This is a genomic window from Actinokineospora sp. NPDC051303 (assembly GCF_055586285.1).
In genome coordinates this window covers 63,587-80,512 of record NZ_JBVJIN010000031.1, presented here as the reverse complement: position 1 = coordinate 80,512, position 16,926 = coordinate 63,587, and the positions used below count along the sequence as shown (strand labels likewise).

Sequence of the window (16,926 nt, the reverse complement as noted above, 5' to 3'; positions counted from 1 at the left end):
GTGGTTCCTGGCGGTGCGGCCGCGGCGCCGCTCGTACCGGTGTTGTACTTGGGCGTCGCGGCCGTGCCGTCAGGGGCCGCATCCGGCGCGGCTGGCGCGTGCCGGTACTTCGATACAGGCCCTACGAGACGGCCGGGAAGTCCGGGGCTGTGACGTCGTAAGTCTTGCCGGGGCGGGTGAGCAGCGGGCCGAGGACGGCGGCTTTGCGCTGTGAGTGCTCCGGGTTGCCCCATTTGATCAGCCTGCCGTCGGCCAGGGTGAGGCGGATGTTGCCGGGGCTCTGCGCGGAGACCGACGCGATCTGCCCGGACAGCGGCGGTGGGAGCGACGCGAGGACAGTGGTGGCGGCCCTGGCCGACTGCTCGTTCGCGGCCTCCAGGATCGGCAGTCCGGGCGGCGCGGCTTTGAGGACGCTGTAGTCCGTGCCGCCGCCGTCGAGCAGGTGGGCGCCGTCCGGGGCGATGACCACCGCGACCGGGGTTCGCTCGGTCACCTCGATCTCGACGGTGGCCGGGAACGATCTGCGCACCTCGACCGAGCCCACCCTGGGCAGTTGGCGGACGCGGTCGGCGATCTCCTCGGTGTCCAGCACCAGCAGGGGGCTGCCGGGTTCGATGGCCGCCGCCGCGCGGACCTCGTCCTGGGTCAGGTCCTTCGCGCCGATCACATCGACAGAGCGCGCGCCGAACGCCGAGGTGAAGAACACGATGTAGAGCACGGTGAGCACGGACAGCAGCGAGCCGAGCACGGTCCACCGGCGGACGAGGTAGCGGCGCCGCAGGGGTGGCTTGCGCCGCGCGGACGACCGCGGTGGCCTGCGCCTGGGCCGCTCCCCCGTCCGGCCGGGGACCGTGCTGGTCATTCCTGGCCTGCCCGCCGTTCCAGTTCGGCGAGCACCTCGGGGCCGAGCATGGTCACATCGCCAGCGCCCATCGTCAGCACCAGGTCGCCCTTGGCGATCAGGTCGGCCACCAGCGCGGGCACCTTGTCGAACGAGGGCTCGTAGTGCACGCGCTCCGCGGGGAGCGGGACGGCGTCGGCGACCAGGGCGCCACTGACCCCGGGGCGCGGTTCCTCGCGGGCGCCGAACACGTCGAGGACCACGACCTCGTCGGCCAGGCCGAGGGCGGCGCCGAACTCCGCGGCGAAGGTCTCGGTGCGCGAGTACATGTGCGGCTGGAAGATCACCACGACTCGGCCGCCGTCCGCGGCGGGCCGCACCGCGCGCAGTTGCGCGTCCACCTCGGTCGGGTGGTGGGCGTAGTCGTCGTAGAGCCGCACGCCCGCGACGTTGCCCTTGAACTCGAAGCGCCTGCGGACCCCGCCGAACGCGGCGATGCCCGCGCCCAGCTCGGCCAGCGGCGCGCCCAGCTCCAAGCCCGCGAGCAGCGCGGCGAGCGCGTTGCCCGCCATGTGCTCGCCGGGGACCGCGACGCCGAGTTCGATCTCCTGGCCGGACAGCGACACCCGGGCGAGCCCGCCGCCATCCGCGGGCCGGTAGTCCAAGAGGGTCGCGTCGGACTCGGCGGTCGCGGCCCGGCCGTAGCGGCGCACGCGGATGCCCTTGGCCGCCCCCCGCTCGGCGAGCGCGGCCGCCCCCGGGTCGTCGGCGCAGGCGATGAGCACCCCGCCGGGCTCGATGCGGTCGAGGAACGCGTCGAACACCGACACGTACGCCTCGACCGTGCCGTGGTGGTCGAGGTGGTCGGCCTCGACATTGGTCACCACCGCGACCGAGGGGGAGAACACCAGGAACGACCCGTCGCTCTCGTCCGCCTCGGCGACGAAGATGCCGCCGCTGCCGTGGTGGGCGTTCGCGCCGGAGTCGTTGAGGTCGCCGCCGATGGCGAACGACGGGTCGAGCCTGCACCGCTGAAGCGCCACGGTCAGCATCGACGTGGTCGAGGTCTTGCCGTGGGTGCCCGCGATGCAGGCGACCCGCTGGCCTTCCATCAGCTCGGCGAGCGCCTGCGAGCGGTGCAGCACCGGCAGGCCGCGCCGCTTCGCCTCCACCAGCTCGGGATTGCTTTCCTTGATCGCGGTAGACACCACGACCGCTGTCGGCCCGTCCGGCAGCAAGTCGAGGTTCGCCGCGGCCTGCCCGACCACGACCTTCGCGCCCTGGGCCCGCAGCGTCAGGAACGCGCGGGCCTCCTTCGCGTCCGATCCCGAGACGGCCTTGCCGCGCGCGAGCAGGATGCGGGCGATGCCGCTCATGCCCGCGCCGCCGATGCCGATCAGGTGCGCGCGGTCGAGCAGGCCGGTCACGACACGCCCTTGTCGATGGCGTCGAGGACCATGCGGGCGAGCACGTCGGCGGCCTCCCGGTGGCCGGTGCCCTGCGCGGTGGCGCTCATGCCCGCCAGCCGGGCCGGGTCGGTGAGCATCGGGATCACCAGGTCGGCGACCTTCTGCGGGGTCAGCTCGTTGTCGGGCACCAGCAGCGCGCCGCCCGCGGCCACGACCGGCTGCGCGTTGAGGGCCTGCTCGCCGTTGCCGATCGGCAGCGGCACGTACACCGCGGGCAGGCCCACGGCGGACACCTCGGCGACGGTCATCGCCCCGCAGCGGCACAGCGCGGCGTCCGCGGCGGCGTAGGCGAGGTCCATCCGTTCCAGGTACGGCACCGCCACATAAGCGGGCGCCCCCGGAACCTGTTGCACGGCGAGGGTGTTCTTGGGCCCGTGCGCGTGCAGCACGCCGATGCCCGCGTCGGCCAGCGCCCGCGCCGCGCCGGAGACCGCGGTGTTGATCGTCCGCGCCCCCTGCGAGCCGCCGAAGACCAGCAGGGTCGGGGCGTCGGGGGCCAAGCCGAAGTACTCCCGCGCCCGCGCGCGCAGCGCGGCCCGGTCCAGGTTGATGATCGACTCGCGCAGCGGGATGCCGACGACCTCGGCGTTGGGCAGGCCGGTGTCGGGGGTGGCGACCGCGACCCTGGTCGCGAAGCGGGCGCCGACCTTGTTGGCCAGGCCGACCTTCGCGTTCGAGTCGTGCACCACGATCGGCAGCCTGCCGCGGGCGGCGAGGTAGGCGGGAAGGGCGACGTAGCCGCCGAAGCCGACCACGACGTCCGCGCCGACCCGGTCGAGCACGTCGCGGGTGGTCTTCACGGCAGCGCGGACCTTGAGCGGGAGCTTGAACAGGTCGACGTTCGGCTTACGCGGCATGGGGACCGGCGGGATCATCTCCAGCGGATAGCCGCGGGCGGGGACGATGGTCTTCTCCAGACCGCGCTCCGTCCCGAGCGCGACCACGCGGGCGTCCGGGCGCAGCCGCATGACCGCGTCGGCGAGCGCCAGGGCGGGCTCGATGTGCCCCGCCGTGCCACCCCCCGCGATGACCACGCACGGACCCTGGCGGGTCGCCTCACTCCGACCGGTGGGACCAACGGTCAACGACGTCCTCCTTTAGCGGACCGCGGATTCCCGCGGCTTGCCTTCTGTCGGGCCAGGGGCGCACCACCACCTGCCCGTCCGTATCCGTTTCGCTCCGGCGCGCGCCTGCGATGCTCCGCCTGCTGCACGCCCCGCCGCTGCGAGAGCCCGGTCGGCCGGTCCGCGCCCCTGGGCGGGGCGGTCGGCCGGGCGGGCTTGCGCTTCTTCGGCGGCTTGTACGGGTCGGGGGCGGGCAGGCGCATGAGCCTGCCGAACCGACCCGGACCCTGTGAGCGTAGTGCCGACACCGCTTCGGGCTCATGCCGCGCGCAGTTGGCGAGGATGCCGAAGACGAGCATGGTCACCACGACCGAGGTGCCGCCGGACGAGATGAGCGGCAGCGTGATGCCGGTGACCGGCAGCAACCCGACCACGTAGCCGATGTTGATGGCCGCCTGCGCTACCAGCCAGACGGTAAGCGTGGCGGCCACCATCCGGATCCACGGGTCGATGTTGCGGGTCGCGATCCGCATGCCGACCACCGCGAGCATCGCGAACAGCCCCAGCACCAGGCCACAGCCGAGGAAGCCGAGTTCGTCGCCGATGAGGGCGAAGATGAAGTCGTTGTGCACGTTGGGCAGGAAGTTCCATTTGGACGGCCCCTGCCCGAGGCCCCGGCCGAACAGCCCGCCGTCGGCGAGCGCGAGTTGCGCTTGCAGCGCCTGGTAGCTCTTGCCGCTCAGGTCGTCTTCCGGGTTGAGGAAGCTCAGCACCCGGTCGAGCCGGTACTGCGTGCCGACCGCGAGGAGGGCGACGCCCGCGAGGCCGCCGAGGGCGAGCGCGCCGAACAGGCGCAGCGGGGCGCCCGCGAACCACAGCAGCGCGATGAGCACCACGCCGAGGGTGATCGTGCCGCCGAGGTCGGGCTGGAGCATGACCAGCGCGAACATCACCAGGGCGGCGGGCACGACCGGGACCAGCAGGTGCCGGTACCGGTGCAGCACGGCCCGCTTGACCACCAGCACGTGCGCGCCCCACAGCGCCAGCGCGAGCTTGCAGACCTCGACCGGCTGGAAGGAGATGGGCCCGAACTTGAACCAGCTCTGCGTGCCGTTGAGCTCCGCGCCGAGCGGTGTGAGGACCACGGCCAGCATAACCAGGCTGATGACGAGCGCCGCCGGGCTGAAGGCGCGGATGCGCGCCAACGGCATCCTTAGCGCTATCCAGAACAAGACAGCGCCGACCAACACGTACAAGAGCTGCTTCTTGAACACGGTGTAGAGGCCCGAGCCCGGGGTGTTGAACGACACCACCGAGGACGCGGAAAGCACCATGACCAGACCGAGCACCGTGAGCAGGCTGAACACGGCCAGCACGAGGTGGAACGACGCCAGCGGCCTACCCAGCCACGCGGTAAGCGCGACCCGGAACGCGACAAGCCTGCCCGCGACCCGCACAACGCGGCGCGGGCGCTCCGGGACGGGCCGGGCGGCCAGCTCGGGCGCGGCCATCACCGCGCCCCGGCGTCGCCGTCGTCCTGCTGGGCGCGCCGGTGGACGGCGGCGGTGAACGCATCGCCGCGGTGGGCGTAGCCGCGGTACATGTCCAAGGAAGCCGCCGCGGGCGCGAGCAGCACGACATCACCGGGCCGTGCCAGGGCGCCCGCCGCGCGAACCGCTGCGATCATGGGCTCATCGTCTCCCGGGGCCACCCGCTCGACGGGGACATCCGGGGCGTGTCGCGCCAGCGACGCCTGGATCACCTCGGCGTCGGCGCCCAGCACCACCACCCCGCGCAGCCGCCCGGCCACCTCGGCGACCAGGCCGTCCACCGTGGCGCCCTTGAGCTGCCCGCCCGCGATCCAGACCACCGACTCGAACGCGCGCAGCGAGCCCGCCGCCGCGTGCGGGTTGGTCGCCTTGGAGTCGTTGACGTAGCGCACGCCGTCGACCTCGCCGACCGGGACCGCGCGGTGCGCGCCCGGCTCGAAGGCGAGCAGGCCCGCCTTGACCGCCTCCGGAGAAACGCCGTAAGAGCGCGCTAGAGCGGCGGCGGCAAGCGCGTTGGCCACGTTGTGCGGGCCAGCCGGGCGGACGTCGGCGAGCGTGGCCAGTTCCACGGCTGTGGTGGCCGGGTCGGCCACGAAGGCGCGGTCGATCAGCAGGTCTTCCACCACGCCCAGTTCCCCCGGCCGCGGGGTGTCGAGCCGGAATCCGACGCGCGTGCCGTCGTGCTCCCCCGCCAAGCGGCTGGACCACTCGTCGGCGACGTTGCTGACAACGAACTTCGCGCCCGTGTACGCGGTGCCCTTGACCCGCGCGTACTCAGCGAGCGAGCCGTGCCAGTCCAGGTGGTCTTCCGCGACGTTGAGCACCACCGCGGCGTGCGCGCGCAGCGAGGACTGCCAGTGGAGCTGGAAGCTGGACAGCTCGACGGCGAGCACCTCGGGGTTGGTCATAAGCGCGTCGACCACCGGGAGGCCCACGTTGCCGCAAGCCACCGCCCGCGCGCCGTGCGCGGTGAGCATCGCCGCCAACATCCCGACGGTCGTCGTCTTGCCGTTGGTGCCGGTGACGACCAGCCAGGCGGGCGGCGCGGGCAGCCGCTCGGACATCCGCCAGGCCAGCTCGACCTCGCCGATCACTGGCACGCCCGCCGCGGCGGCGGCCACGAGCAGGGGGCTGCTCGGCCGCCACCCCGGACTGGTGACGACCAGGTCCGTGCCGGGCGGGGGCTCGGTCAGACCGGGCGTCAGGTAAGCGCCGGTATCCGCCAGCTCGGCAAGTCGGTCCGCGTCGGCGTCCGTCACGGTTACCGACGCGCCCATAGCGACCAGAGCCGCCGCTACCGATCGACCGGTAACCCCGGCGCCCGCGACCAGCACGGAGCGCCCGGTGACCAGCCCCGGGAACACCTCGGTCACACGCCGCCGCCTCCCGCCAGCCAGTCGGTGTAGAACAGGCCGAGGCCGAACATCGCGCACACGCCCGCGAGCAGCCAGAACCGGATGATCACCGTGGTCTCCGCCCACCCGGCGAGCTCGAAGTGGTGGTGGAACGGCGCCATCCGGAACAGCCGCCGCCGGGTCGTGCGGAAGACCGCGATCTGCAGCACCACCGACACCATCTCGACCACGAACAGGCCGCTGATCACGATCATCAGCAGCTCGGTGCGGGTGGTCATCGACAGGCCCGCGACCAGGCCGCCGAGCGCGAGCGAGCCGGTGTCGCCCATGAAGATCTTCGCGGGCGCGGCGTTCCACCACAGGAAGCCGATGCACGCGCCCATCGACGCCGCCGCGACGACCGCGAGGTCCAGCGGGTCGCGCACGTCGAAGCACGCCGCCTCGGTCACCCGCGAGCAGTCGTGGCTGAACTGCCAGAACGCGATCACCACGTAGGTGCCCAGGACCATCGCCGACGAGCCGCCAGCGAGGCCGTCGAGGCCGTCGGTGAAGTTCACCGCGTTGGACCACGCCGACACCGCGAGGTAGCAGAAGACGATGAAGCCGATGCCGCCGAAGGAGACGATGGCGATGTCGCGCACGAAGGACAGGTGGTCCGACGCCGGGGTCAGCAGCCGCTCATCGGGAAAGCGGAGAGCCAGGATGGCGAAGGCGATCGCGACGACGAGCTGCCCGACCATCTTCGCGGTCTTGTTCAGGCCCAGGTTGCGCTGCTTGCGGATCTTGATGAAGTCGTCGAGGAAGCCGACCAGGCCCAGGCCGGTGGCCAGCATCAGGACCAGCAGGCCAGACGCCGTCGGCGCCTCCCCGGCCGGGGTGGACATGGCGTTGACGATGTGCGACGTGCCGTAGCCAGCCCACATCGCGACGATGATCGCCACGCCACCCATCGTCGGGGTGCCGCGCTTGCTCTTGTGGCCCTCGGGGCCCTCTTCGCGGATCTCCTGCCCGAAGCCCTGCCGGGAGAACACCCGGATCAGGTACGGGGTCAGCAGGATGGACACGACCATGGCGACCGCCGCGGCGATCAGGATGCTCTTCACTGGGCATCCTCCGCGAGCAGCGCCTCGGCGACCCGCCACAGGGCGGCTGCCTTCGACGCCTTCACGAGCACGACGTCACCCGGCGCCAGTTCGGCGCGCAACAGCGCCACCGCGGCATCGACGTCCGGCACCAGCACCGACTCCTCTCCCCACGAGCCCTCCAGGCTCGCCCCCTGGTGCATGGCCCGGGCCTGCTCGCCCACCACCACCAAGCGGTTGATGTCCAGTCGAACCGCGAGCCTGCCGATCTCGTCGTGCGCTTGCACCGCCGAGTCGCCCAACTCGCCCATTACCCCGAGGACGGCCCAGGACCGGCGCCGGTTGCCTGTGCGCGCCATCGTCGCCAAGGTCTTGAGCGCGGCGCGGACCGATTCGGGGTTGGCGTTGTAGGAGTCGTTGACCACCGTGACGCCGTCCGGCCTGGTGATCACCTCCATGCGGCGCGCGGAGACGCGCTGCGCGCCAGAAAGCCGGTCGGCGACCTCTTGCGGAGTCGCGCCCAGTTCCAAGGCCACCGCGGCGGCGGTAAGCGCGTTGCCCACGTGGTGCGCGCCGTGCAGAGCCAGGCTCACCTTGGCCTGCCCCTGGTCCGTGACGAGCCGGAAGCTCGCGCGGGCCTGCTCATCGAGGGTGATGCCGGTCGCCCGCACGTGCGCGGCCTCGGCCTCCCCGACCAGCACGACCCTGGCCCTGGTGCGCTCGGCCATGGCCGCGACCAGCGGATCGTCGGCGTTGAGGATGGCCACGCCGTCGGCGGGCAGCTTCTCGACCAGCTCGCCCTTGGTCCGGGCGATGTCCTCCCGGGAGCCGAACTCGCCGAGGTGGGCGCTGCCCACGTTGAGGACGGCGCCGATCCGCGGCGGCGCGGTCTCGCACAGCGCGGCGATGTGGCCGGGTCCGCGCGCGGACAGCTCCAGCACCAGGTGGCTGGTGCCCGCGTCGGCGCGCAGCGCGGTCCACGGGTGGCCGAGCTCGTTGTTGAACGACCCGGGCGGGGCGACGGTCGGGCCCATCGGGGTCAGCAGTTGCGCGATGAGGTCTTTGGTGGAGGTCTTACCCGAAGAACCGGTGATCCCGACGACGACAAGACCGCTCTCGGTAAGCCGGTCTACCACCGCGCGGGCAAGCGCGGCCAAGCCCGCCAAGACAGCGGCGCCCGACCCGTCCTTGTCCGCGGTGAGCGCGTAAGCCCGGCTGTTCGCCTGGGACACCGGCGGGACGATCACGGCGGGCGCGTCGACCTCGCGGGCGGCCAGCACCGCGACCGCGCCCGCCTCGACGGCCCGGCCCGCGAAGTCGTGCCCGTCGACCTTCTCGCCGGGCATCGCCACGAACAGCCCGCCCGGGCCTACCCGGCGCGAGTCGAACTCGACGCCACCGGTCACCACCTCGGCCGGGTCGGCCCGGTGGAGCCTGCCGCCGACGGCGTCGGCGATTTCCTGCAAAGTCAGCGGGATCATTCGGTCACCGTGCCCAGTCGCTCGCGGATCGCGGCCTCCAGTTCGTCGCGGTCGGAGAACGGGTGCACGACACCGGCGATCTCCTGCCCGGTCTCGTGTCCCTTGCCCGCGACGACGACGACATCGCCGGTCGTCGCGCGCGCCACCGCCGCGGCGATGGCCTGCCTTCGGTCGCCGATGTCGACCACCTCGCCTCGCTCGGAGAGCGGAACGTCCCGTGCCCCGGCGAGCATCGCGGCCCGGATTTGGGCCGGGTCCTCACTCCGGGGATTGTCGTCGGTGACCACCAGCAGGTCGCTGCGGCGCGCCGCCGCCGCGCCCATCAGGGGGCGTTTCGCCACGTCGCGGTCGCCGCCGCAGCCGAGCACGACGATGAGCTTGCCGTCGGTGCGCGCGCGCATGGCGTCCAGCGCGACCGCGACGGCCTCGGGCTTGTGCGAGTAGTCGACGACGGCGGTGAAGTCCTGGCCGAGGGCGACCCGCTCCATCCGGCCGGGCACCTGCACGCTCGCCAGGCCGCGTGCGATGGCCTCGGCGGGCACCTGGGCCGCGGTCAGGATCGCGGCGGCCACGAGCGCGTTGGCGACGTTGAACGTCCCCGGCATCGGCAGCGTCACCGGCAGGCTCTCGCCCTCGGGGGTGCGCATGACGAACGACTGCTCGCCCGCGAGCGAGACGCGCAGGTCTCCGGCCGTCCAGTCCGCGTCCCCGATCGTGGACACGGTGATGGTCTGCGGCGTGACCAGCCTGCGGCCCCACTCGCCGTCGACGCAGACGACCTCGGTGGTGGAGCGGCCGTCGAACAGCAGCGCCTTCGCCTGGAAGTAGTCCTCCATGTCCCGGTGGAAGTCGAGGTGGTCCTGGGACAGGTTCGTGAACGCGCCGACGGCGAACCGGGTCCCGGCGACCCGGCCGAGGCTCAGCGCGTGGCTGGAGACCTCCATCGGCACGTGCGTGACGCCGCGCTCCACCATCACCGCGAACAGCGCCTGCAGGTCGGGCGCCTCCGGGGTGGTCAGCGCGCTGGCGAGCCGCTGGCCCGCGATCCGCGTCTCGATCGTGCCGACCAGCCCGGTCGTGCGGCCCGCCGCGGCGAGGCCCGCCTCGACCATGTAACTGGTCGTGGTCTTGCCGGACGTGCCGGTCACCCCAAGGACGGACAGGGTCAGCGACGGCTCCCCGTAGATCCACGCGGCGACGGAGCCGAGCACGGCGCGCGGGTCCGGGTGCACGAGCACCGGCAGTCCCGCGTCGCGGACCGCGGGCCGCGCGGCGCCCGCCTCGTCGGTGAGCACGGCGGCGGCGCCCGCGGCGACGGCCTGGCGCGCGAAATCGGCCCCGTGCGCGCGAGCGCCGGGGAGGGCGGCGAAAAGGTCTCCTGGGAGGACATGCTGCGCGCGCAGCGTCACACCTGTGACGGCCACATCGGACACCGAGGCGTCGCGCGGGACGTCACCGCCCCCGGCCGCGATCGGCCGCGCGTCCGCGCGCGCGACGAGGGTGGCGAGCGGAACGGGCTTGGTCCGGGAGGGGCGAGGCGGCGCTGTGACAGCCTTGCCTTCGAGCTTGGCGGGCACGACGCGGAAGGCTACCTGCGCACGGAGGGCGACTATCCAGCCCCTCGATCACACCAGCGCACCCGAATGAGGTAAGTGTGCCGAGAGTGACAAAAAGTCACCCAGTCGCGGTGCCCGGCGACACGTTTGGGTTGTTCCCGTTTTCGCACTTCACAATGCCCGCCAGGCCGGTATTGTCGAACATATGTTCACCTCATTCGCCACCCCGGCCCAGCGCCTCGGCGCCCGCCTCCTCCGCACGCGTCGCCGACATCGCGGACACGAGCCCCATTCGGATCCGCCCACTGTCCTGATCGGACGGTCAGGGCACGACCAGCGGGACGATCGGCGTGGGTTCCTTCGACAGCGGCAGGTTGTAGCGCTGCGCGATGAAGGAGGCCACGTCGTGGAAGAACGGCGCGGCGGAGTGACCGTCCGGAGTGGAGTAGGTCGGAGTGTCGTAGACCATGCCGACCACGAAGCGCGGGTTGTCCGCGGGCAGGATGCCCGCGAAGGTGATCCAGTACTTCGAGTTGCTGTAGCGGCCCGCGGCCGGGTCGAACTGCTGCGCTGTGCCGGTCTTGCCCGAGATCTGATAGCCGGTCAGGGCCGCGGCTGGCGCGGTGCCCGAGTTCTGGTTCGGCGCCTTCTGGGTCACCGCCCGGAGCATCTCGCGGGTCGTGCGGGCGGTCTCCGGGCTGACGACACGGACAGACTCCGGCCGGGGCTCCTCGATGCGCGTCCCGTCCGGGGCGATCTTGGCCTTGACGATGCGCGGCGGCACACGGACCCCGTCGTTGGCGATCGTCTGGTACATGCCCGCCATCTGCAGCACCGTCATGGACAGGCCCTGGCCGATGGGCAGGTTGCCATAGGTGCTGCCCGACCACTGGCTCTGGGGCAGCACCTTGCCCGGGCTCTCGCCGGGCAGGCCGATCCCGGTGCGCTTGCCGATGCCCAGCTTCCCCAGCATGTCGGCGAACCGCTCGGGCCGCACCTGGTTGGCGATCATCAGCGTGCCGACGTTGGACGACTTGGCGAACACCCCGGTGGTGGTCATGTTCAGCGTCCCGTGGTCCCAGGCGTCGCCGACCACCCGGTCGGCGACCTTGATCGAGCCGGGCACGGCGTGGACGGCGTCCGGCGTGGTCACCCCGTACTCCAGGGCGGCCATGGCGGTCACGACCTTGTTCACCGACCCGGGCTCGAACGGCGTGGTGACCGCCGGGTCCGCCATCAGGTTCGGATCACGGCCACCCGGCGTCGACGGGTCGAACGTCTTGTCGTTCGCCAGCGCGTAAACCTCGCCGGTCTTGGCGTCCATCACGACCACGCTCGCGCTCTTGGCGCCACTGCGCTGCGCGTACTCGGCCGCCTTCTGCTGCACGAAGAATTGCAGGTCCGCGTCGATGGTCAACTCGATGTCCTTGCCGTCGACCGCGGGCTGCAGGTCGCGCTCGGTGCCCGGGATGATGACGTCCGCGCCCTCCTCGGTCTCCACCATCTGGCTGCCCGGCGTGCCGGACAGGTCGTTGTCGCGCAGCATCTCCAGCCCGACGAGACCGTGCAGGTTGTGCTTCTGGTGGTCTTTGTCCTCCATGCGCCAGTTGGCGAACCCGACCACGTTGGCGGCCAACGTCCCGCCGGGATACTCGCGCACGGCGCGATACTCCACGTTCAACTGCGGGAACTCTTCCTTGAGCTGCCGCGCGGCCGCGGGCTCGGCGGTGGTGGTCAGGTAGACGAACGCGTCGTCCGACCGCAGCTTCGCCAGCAGGTCCTCTTCGGACACCTGCGGCCCAAGCAGCTCCCGCATCCGCCGGGCGATGGCAGCGGTCTCCTCCTCGAACGACACCGGCTCGTCGGGGTGCTTCCGGTTGAACTCGGCGATCTGCTTGCGCTCCATGTTGGGTTGGAAAGCCAGTGCGCGCGCCTCGACGCTGAACGCCAACTCCACCCCGTTGCGGTCCAGGATCGATCCCCGCGTCGCCGGAATCGGAATCTTCTGCACCCGCTGCCGCTCGGCCCGCGACGCGAGAGCCTCCGCCTCAAACCCCTGAACCTGCACCAACTTCAACCCGGCGGCCACCAGCGACGCGATCAACAGAAACCGCACCACCACAACCCGCACCCGGTGATCGGTCCCCGCGGCCCGCTTGGTCACCCGCCGCATCCGCCCAGGCGCGGGCGACCGCCGCTGACCGCCACCGCCCCCACCGCTGCCTCTACCGCCACCACCGGCTTTCCCACCGCCACCAGGCCAGCCACGCGCTCCCACCGGCCCCCGCTGACCACCACCCCCTCGTGGGGTTCCCCCATGCCCTACCGCCCCAGCCCGCACCGCCCCACGTCCGGAGGCTCCAGCACTCCCCTGAACCGCGCGCCCGTGCCCACCTCCGCGCTGCCCACCGCCGCCTTGCCGACTGCTGCCTTGTCCCCCGCCAGCACCTTGCCCACCGCCGCCTTGCCCACTGCCGTGCCACCCACCGCCGCCTTGCCCAGCCCCACGCACGTGTCCACCCTGCCCTTGCCCACCGCCGGACCCTCGCCCATCACTGCCCTGCCCATCACTGCCCTGCCCACCGCCGCCCCGTCCACCGCCGCGCTGCCCAGCCCCAGTTCCGTGCCCAGTTCCGTGCCCACGCCCAGCCCCGTGCCGACCATGCTCATGTGCGCGTCGCCCCGTCACACCAAGCTCCTCAATCCCGTGTGCGGGCGCCCCTTGGGCCACACCGCCGCCCTCGCCCGCAACCCCGTGCCCCTCATCGACCACACCGCGCGTCTCCGCCCCAAGCCCACGCCCTTGATGGCCCTGGCCACCCTCGACTACGCCACGTCCCTCAGCCGCACGCCCAATGTCTCCTTGGTCGGCACCGCGATCGCGCTCATCGCCGGTGTAACCGCCGCCATACGCTTGGCCGCCAACGCGCTCGTCGCCCCCGCCACCCTGCTGGGGCGGAGCATCTCGGGCAGCCGCCCTGCCCCTCCCCCGCGCCTCGCGCCCCCCATTCCCACCGGACTCGGGCACTCCATCCCCCTCGGCCCCCGCACGCCCCTCAACACCCAAGCGACCCGCACGCCCCAACGCACGGTGCCCCCCAGCCACACCGTCCGACATGCGATCCGCACTGTCCCGCCGACCACCCGAACTAGCCACACCGCCACGCCGACCACCCGAACTAGCCACACCGCCACGCCGACCACCCGAACCAGCCACACCGCCACGCCGACCACCCGAACCAGCCGCACCATCCCGCCGACCGTCCGAACCGCCACGCGAACCAGCCACACTGTCCCGCCAACCACCCGAACCAGCCGCACCATCCCGCCGACCGGCCGAACCAGCCGCACCGTCCTGCCGACCATCCGAACCGCCGCCCGAACCAGCCGCACCGTTCCGCCAACCATCCGGACCCCCACGCGAACCAGCCACACCGTCCGGACCGCCACCCGAAATAGCCGCACTGTCCCGCTGGCGATCCGCACCGTCCCGCCCACTAGCCGCACTGTCTGGCCAGCGATCCGGACCATTCCGCCAATCGTCTGGTTCGCCCTGCCTTCTGCCCTGCTGGTCCCGGTAGTCCCCGGACATCAGCCACCTCCTCCCGGAAGCCGACGCCCACAAGCAGCGAAATCAACCCATCTCGCCAGCGCACCACGTACGCCAGTCCGCCGCCCCACCACGGCCACGCACGCCGCACCCGTCCCAGCGCCCACCGCCAAAGCCGAACGCGCCGATGCCCCGTGTGCCGCCATGCCCGCCACCGCGGCCACGCTCTGGAAAGCGCCATCGACCCGAGAGCCGCATACCGCGCCAGCGCTTCCCCCCGACCCAACCACCCGGCCGGGTGCCGGCTGCCCGACCGCGGCACCCCGCGCGGCAGCGCGGGCGTCACCGGCAGGGCGGCAGTCCCTCGACCCCGGAACAGGTGCGGCTGGCAAGGGCGCGGAGCCGGGTTCACGACCGAAGCGCGCGGCTGCCGGCGCCTGCTGGCTTCGGCAGTCGAACCGGCGGTACTCCAACCGCCTTCCGCTTCCCTGCCCAGGTGCCAAGCGGGGCAGGCGCGAAGCCATGCCCCGCGTCTGCCCCTGCAACGAACGGCCTGGCATCAGCCGCCTCCTCCAGGGGGCGTCTGCGTACCCGCCTCCGCCTGTCCGGCGGGCGGTTGGGTGCCTGAGTCCGCGTTCTGGGCCGGACCCTGATCCGAGGGCTGCGACTGGTCCGCCGGGGGTTGGCCGGAGGACGGCTGGGCAGCGGCGTTCGGCGGCGGGGTGGTCACCGGTTTGGCGTCGCCGACCACCGCCACGGTGCCGTCGGGGTTCACCACGAGCCACGAGGGGTCGCCCGCGGGGACCATGCCGAGGGCACGGGCGCGGTCGGCCAGTGCCGAGGGGGACTCCTGCTTGGTCACCTCGCGCTGGAGTTGGGCGGCTTGTTCGGACAGGCGGGTGGCCTCCTGCTTGGCCGCTTCGAGGCGGTAGGAGTCGGCGATGGCCTGTGTGGTCAGCCACAGGGTGGCCACGACACCCACGACCAGGAGGGCGATGATCAGGACCACGAACGAGGCGCGGCCGGAGGTGGCCTCGTCCGCCTGGACCGCGGGGGCGGTGTGCGAGCGGGTGGCGCCGCGGCCCTCGCGCTGGGCGCGGCGGGCGTAGGCGCGCTCGGCGGCGGGCGTGCGGGGGCGGCCCGCGGTGCGGTCGGCGCGGGTGGGCTTGGTCGGGGCGGCGACCGAGTCGGTGTCGGCGGTGCGCGTCCGGCGGGTGTGGTCCGGGGTGCGCTCGGGTGCGCGGCGGCTGCCTCGCGTGCTGCGCGTCGGCGCGGTCATGATGCCTCCCGGATGCGTTCGGCGGCGCGCAGTCGGACCGACTGGGCGCGGGGGTTGTGGGCGATCTCCTGCTCGTCGGCGAGTTCGGCGCCTCGGGTGAGCAGTCGCAGATGCGGGCCGTGGCCGGGGAGTTCCACCGGCAGGCCCGGCGGGGTCGTCGACTTGGCGAGGTCGGCGAACGCGCGCTTGACGATGCGGTCCTCCAGCGACTGGTAGGCCTCCACGACGATCCGGCCGCCGACGCGCAGAGCGTCGAGGGCGGCCGGGATGGCGCGGCGCAAGACGTCGAGTTCGGCGTTCACCTCGATGCGCAGGGCCTGGAAGGTGCGCTTCGCCGGGTGGCCGCCAGTGCGCCTGCTCGCGGCGGGAACCGCGTCGTACAACAGCTCCACGAGGCGGGCGCTGGTGGTGAACGGCTCCTTGTCGCGGGCGGCGACCACCGCCTTGGCGATCCGGGGCGCGAACCGCTCCTCGCCGTAGTCGCGCAGGACGCGGATCAGGTCGGCGGCCGAGTAGGTGTTGAGGACGTCGGCGGCGGTCAGGCCCCCGGTGGGGTCCATCCGCATGTCCAATGGGGAGTCCCGCGAATAGGCGAAACCGCGTTCGGGCACGTCGAGCTGCATCGAGGACACGCCGAGGTCGAACAGCACGCCGTCCACACGCGACAGTCCCAGGTCGGACAGGGCGTCGGGGAGTCCGTCATAGACAGTGTGCACGAGGTGGACGCGGTCGCCGTGGCGGGCGAGGCGGTCACGGGAACGGGCCAGCGCGTTCGGGTCGCGGTCCAGGCCGACGAGGGTGAGCTGGGGGTGCGCCGACAACAGGGCGTCGGCGTGGCCGCCGAGGCCAAGGGTGGCGTCGACCAGGACAGCGGGGTGTCCGGCCAGGGCGGGCTCGAACAGGTCGAGGATGCGGTCCACCAGAACCGGCTCGTGCCGTGGCTGCTCCGTCATCACCCGCCCACCCCTCTCGACCAAATCCGGCCGGATGGCCGGATGCCGCCAGGTCCCCGCCCGCTCGTCGAACCTGGCACCGGGGAAGGTGCGCCAGGGCCGAAAGCGAGCGGACCGAGGCCTCGCGGCACCCGTGTCCCTCCTGTTCCCACACTCAGAACACGCCGGGCAGGACCTCCTCCCGAGCCTGGGAATAGCTGTCCTCGTGCTCGTCCAGGTAGGCCTGCCACGCCTGCGCGTCCCAGATCTCCAGCCTGGTGATCGCGCCGATGACCACGCACTCCTTGGTCAGCCCCGCGTACTTGCGAAGCTCCGGCGCGACCGCGATGCGCCCCTGCCCGTCGGGTCGCTGCTCGTCGGTTCCGGCGAACAGGTACCGCTGGTAGGCGCGAACCGCTTCGTTCGTGAGAGGTGCCGCGGCGACCTTGCGCGCCATCTCCTCGAACTCCGCGCGCGGGAACACGTAGAGGCAGTGATCCTGACCCTTCGTGACCATCAGTCCACCCGCGAGCGCTTCCCGGAACTTGGCAGGCAGCGTCAGCCGCCCTTTGTCGTCAAGCTTGGGGGTGTGCGTGCCGAGAAACATCGGACACCCACCTCCCCACCGAACCAGTCGGATCGGCCGTGAGGCCCCCTGCTGCCCCACTTGGCGCCACAGTACCCCACTTTTCACCACAGTCAACGCGAAACGAGCGCGTCTCGAACTCGAAGGTGGGACGTTTTCCCAGCTAGAAGGCCATTCATCT

13 protein-coding genes are annotated in these 16,926 nt (G+C 72.2%); all 13 read right to left on the bottom strand.

Annotated elements, in window-relative coordinates:
* Positions 1 to 121: 121 nt before the first annotated feature.
* Entirely contained in the window at positions 122 to 862 is a 741-nt protein-coding gene (locus ACZ6SD_RS22675) for a cell division protein FtsQ/DivIB (protein ID WP_465318961.1), read from the bottom strand.
* On the bottom strand, positions 859 to 2,217 hold the full coding sequence (murC, locus tag ACZ6SD_RS22670; RefSeq protein WP_465318966.1) for a UDP-N-acetylmuramate--L-alanine ligase: 1,359 nt from the start codon (positions 2,215 to 2,217) through the stop codon (positions 859 to 861). Before murC ends, ACZ6SD_RS22675 begins: the two co-directional genes overlap by 4 nt.
* Before the next feature lie 47 nt (positions 2,218 to 2,264).
* Positions 2,265 to 3,395, bottom strand: coding sequence for an undecaprenyldiphospho-muramoylpentapeptide beta-N-acetylglucosaminyltransferase (gene murG, locus ACZ6SD_RS22665; protein ID WP_465318960.1), 1,131 nt, complete (start codon positions 3,393 to 3,395; stop codon positions 2,265 to 2,267).
* Complete coding sequence (ftsW, locus tag ACZ6SD_RS22660; RefSeq protein ID WP_465318959.1) at positions 3,392 to 4,885, bottom strand: putative lipid II flippase FtsW; 1,494 nt, start codon at positions 4,883 to 4,885, stop codon at positions 3,392 to 3,394. The genes murG and ftsW overlap by 4 nt, the downstream gene beginning before the upstream one ends.
* Positions 4,885 to 6,276 (bottom strand): UDP-N-acetylmuramoyl-L-alanine--D-glutamate ligase, encoded by a 1,392-nt coding sequence (gene murD, locus ACZ6SD_RS22655; RefSeq protein ID WP_465318965.1) that lies wholly within the window; start codon positions 6,274 to 6,276, stop codon positions 4,885 to 4,887. The genes ftsW and murD overlap by 1 nt, the downstream gene beginning before the upstream one ends.
* Positions 6,277 to 6,293: 17 nt before the next feature.
* Positions 6,294 to 7,382, bottom strand: a complete 1,089-nt coding sequence (gene mraY, locus ACZ6SD_RS22650) for a phospho-N-acetylmuramoyl-pentapeptide-transferase (RefSeq protein ID WP_091448294.1) — start codon at positions 7,380 to 7,382, stop codon at positions 6,294 to 6,296.
* Positions 7,379 to 8,842: a UDP-N-acetylmuramoyl-tripeptide--D-alanyl-D-alanine ligase gene (locus tag ACZ6SD_RS22645; protein WP_465318958.1), complete on the bottom strand. Its 1,464-nt coding sequence runs from the start codon at positions 8,840 to 8,842 to the stop codon at positions 7,379 to 7,381. Before ACZ6SD_RS22645 ends, mraY begins: the two co-directional genes overlap by 4 nt.
* A complete protein-coding gene (locus tag ACZ6SD_RS22640; RefSeq protein ID WP_465318957.1) occupies positions 8,839 to 10,419 on the bottom strand; it encodes a UDP-N-acetylmuramoyl-L-alanyl-D-glutamate--2,6-diaminopimelate ligase in 1,581 nt (526 codons plus the stop codon). The genes ACZ6SD_RS22645 and ACZ6SD_RS22640 overlap by 4 nt, the downstream gene beginning before the upstream one ends.
* 301 nt (positions 10,420 to 10,720) lie before the next feature.
* On the bottom strand, positions 10,721 to 12,571 hold the full coding sequence (locus tag ACZ6SD_RS22635; protein WP_465318956.1) for a peptidoglycan D,D-transpeptidase FtsI family protein: 1,851 nt from the start codon (positions 12,569 to 12,571) through the stop codon (positions 10,721 to 10,723).
* A 149-nt stretch (positions 12,572 to 12,720) separates the two neighbouring features.
* Positions 12,721 to 13,068 carry a hypothetical protein gene (locus ACZ6SD_RS22630; protein WP_465318955.1) on the bottom strand — a complete coding sequence of 116 codons (348 nt, stop codon included), beginning with the start codon at positions 13,066 to 13,068 and terminating at the stop codon, positions 12,721 to 12,723.
* A 1,439-nt stretch (positions 13,069 to 14,507) separates the two neighbouring features.
* A complete protein-coding gene (gene ftsL, locus ACZ6SD_RS22625; protein WP_465318954.1) occupies positions 14,508 to 15,227 on the bottom strand; it encodes a cell division protein FtsL in 720 nt (239 codons plus the stop codon).
* On the bottom strand, positions 15,224 to 16,180 hold the full coding sequence (gene rsmH / locus ACZ6SD_RS22620; RefSeq protein ID WP_465318953.1) for a 16S rRNA (cytosine(1402)-N(4))-methyltransferase RsmH: 957 nt from the start codon (positions 16,178 to 16,180) through the stop codon (positions 15,224 to 15,226). Before rsmH ends, ftsL begins: the two co-directional genes overlap by 4 nt.
* A gap of 154 nt (positions 16,181 to 16,334) precedes the next feature.
* Positions 16,335 to 16,766 (bottom strand): division/cell wall cluster transcriptional repressor MraZ, encoded by a 432-nt coding sequence (gene mraZ / locus ACZ6SD_RS22615; RefSeq protein ID WP_091448309.1) that lies wholly within the window; start codon positions 16,764 to 16,766, stop codon positions 16,335 to 16,337.
* Positions 16,767 to 16,926 lie beyond the last annotated feature (160 nt).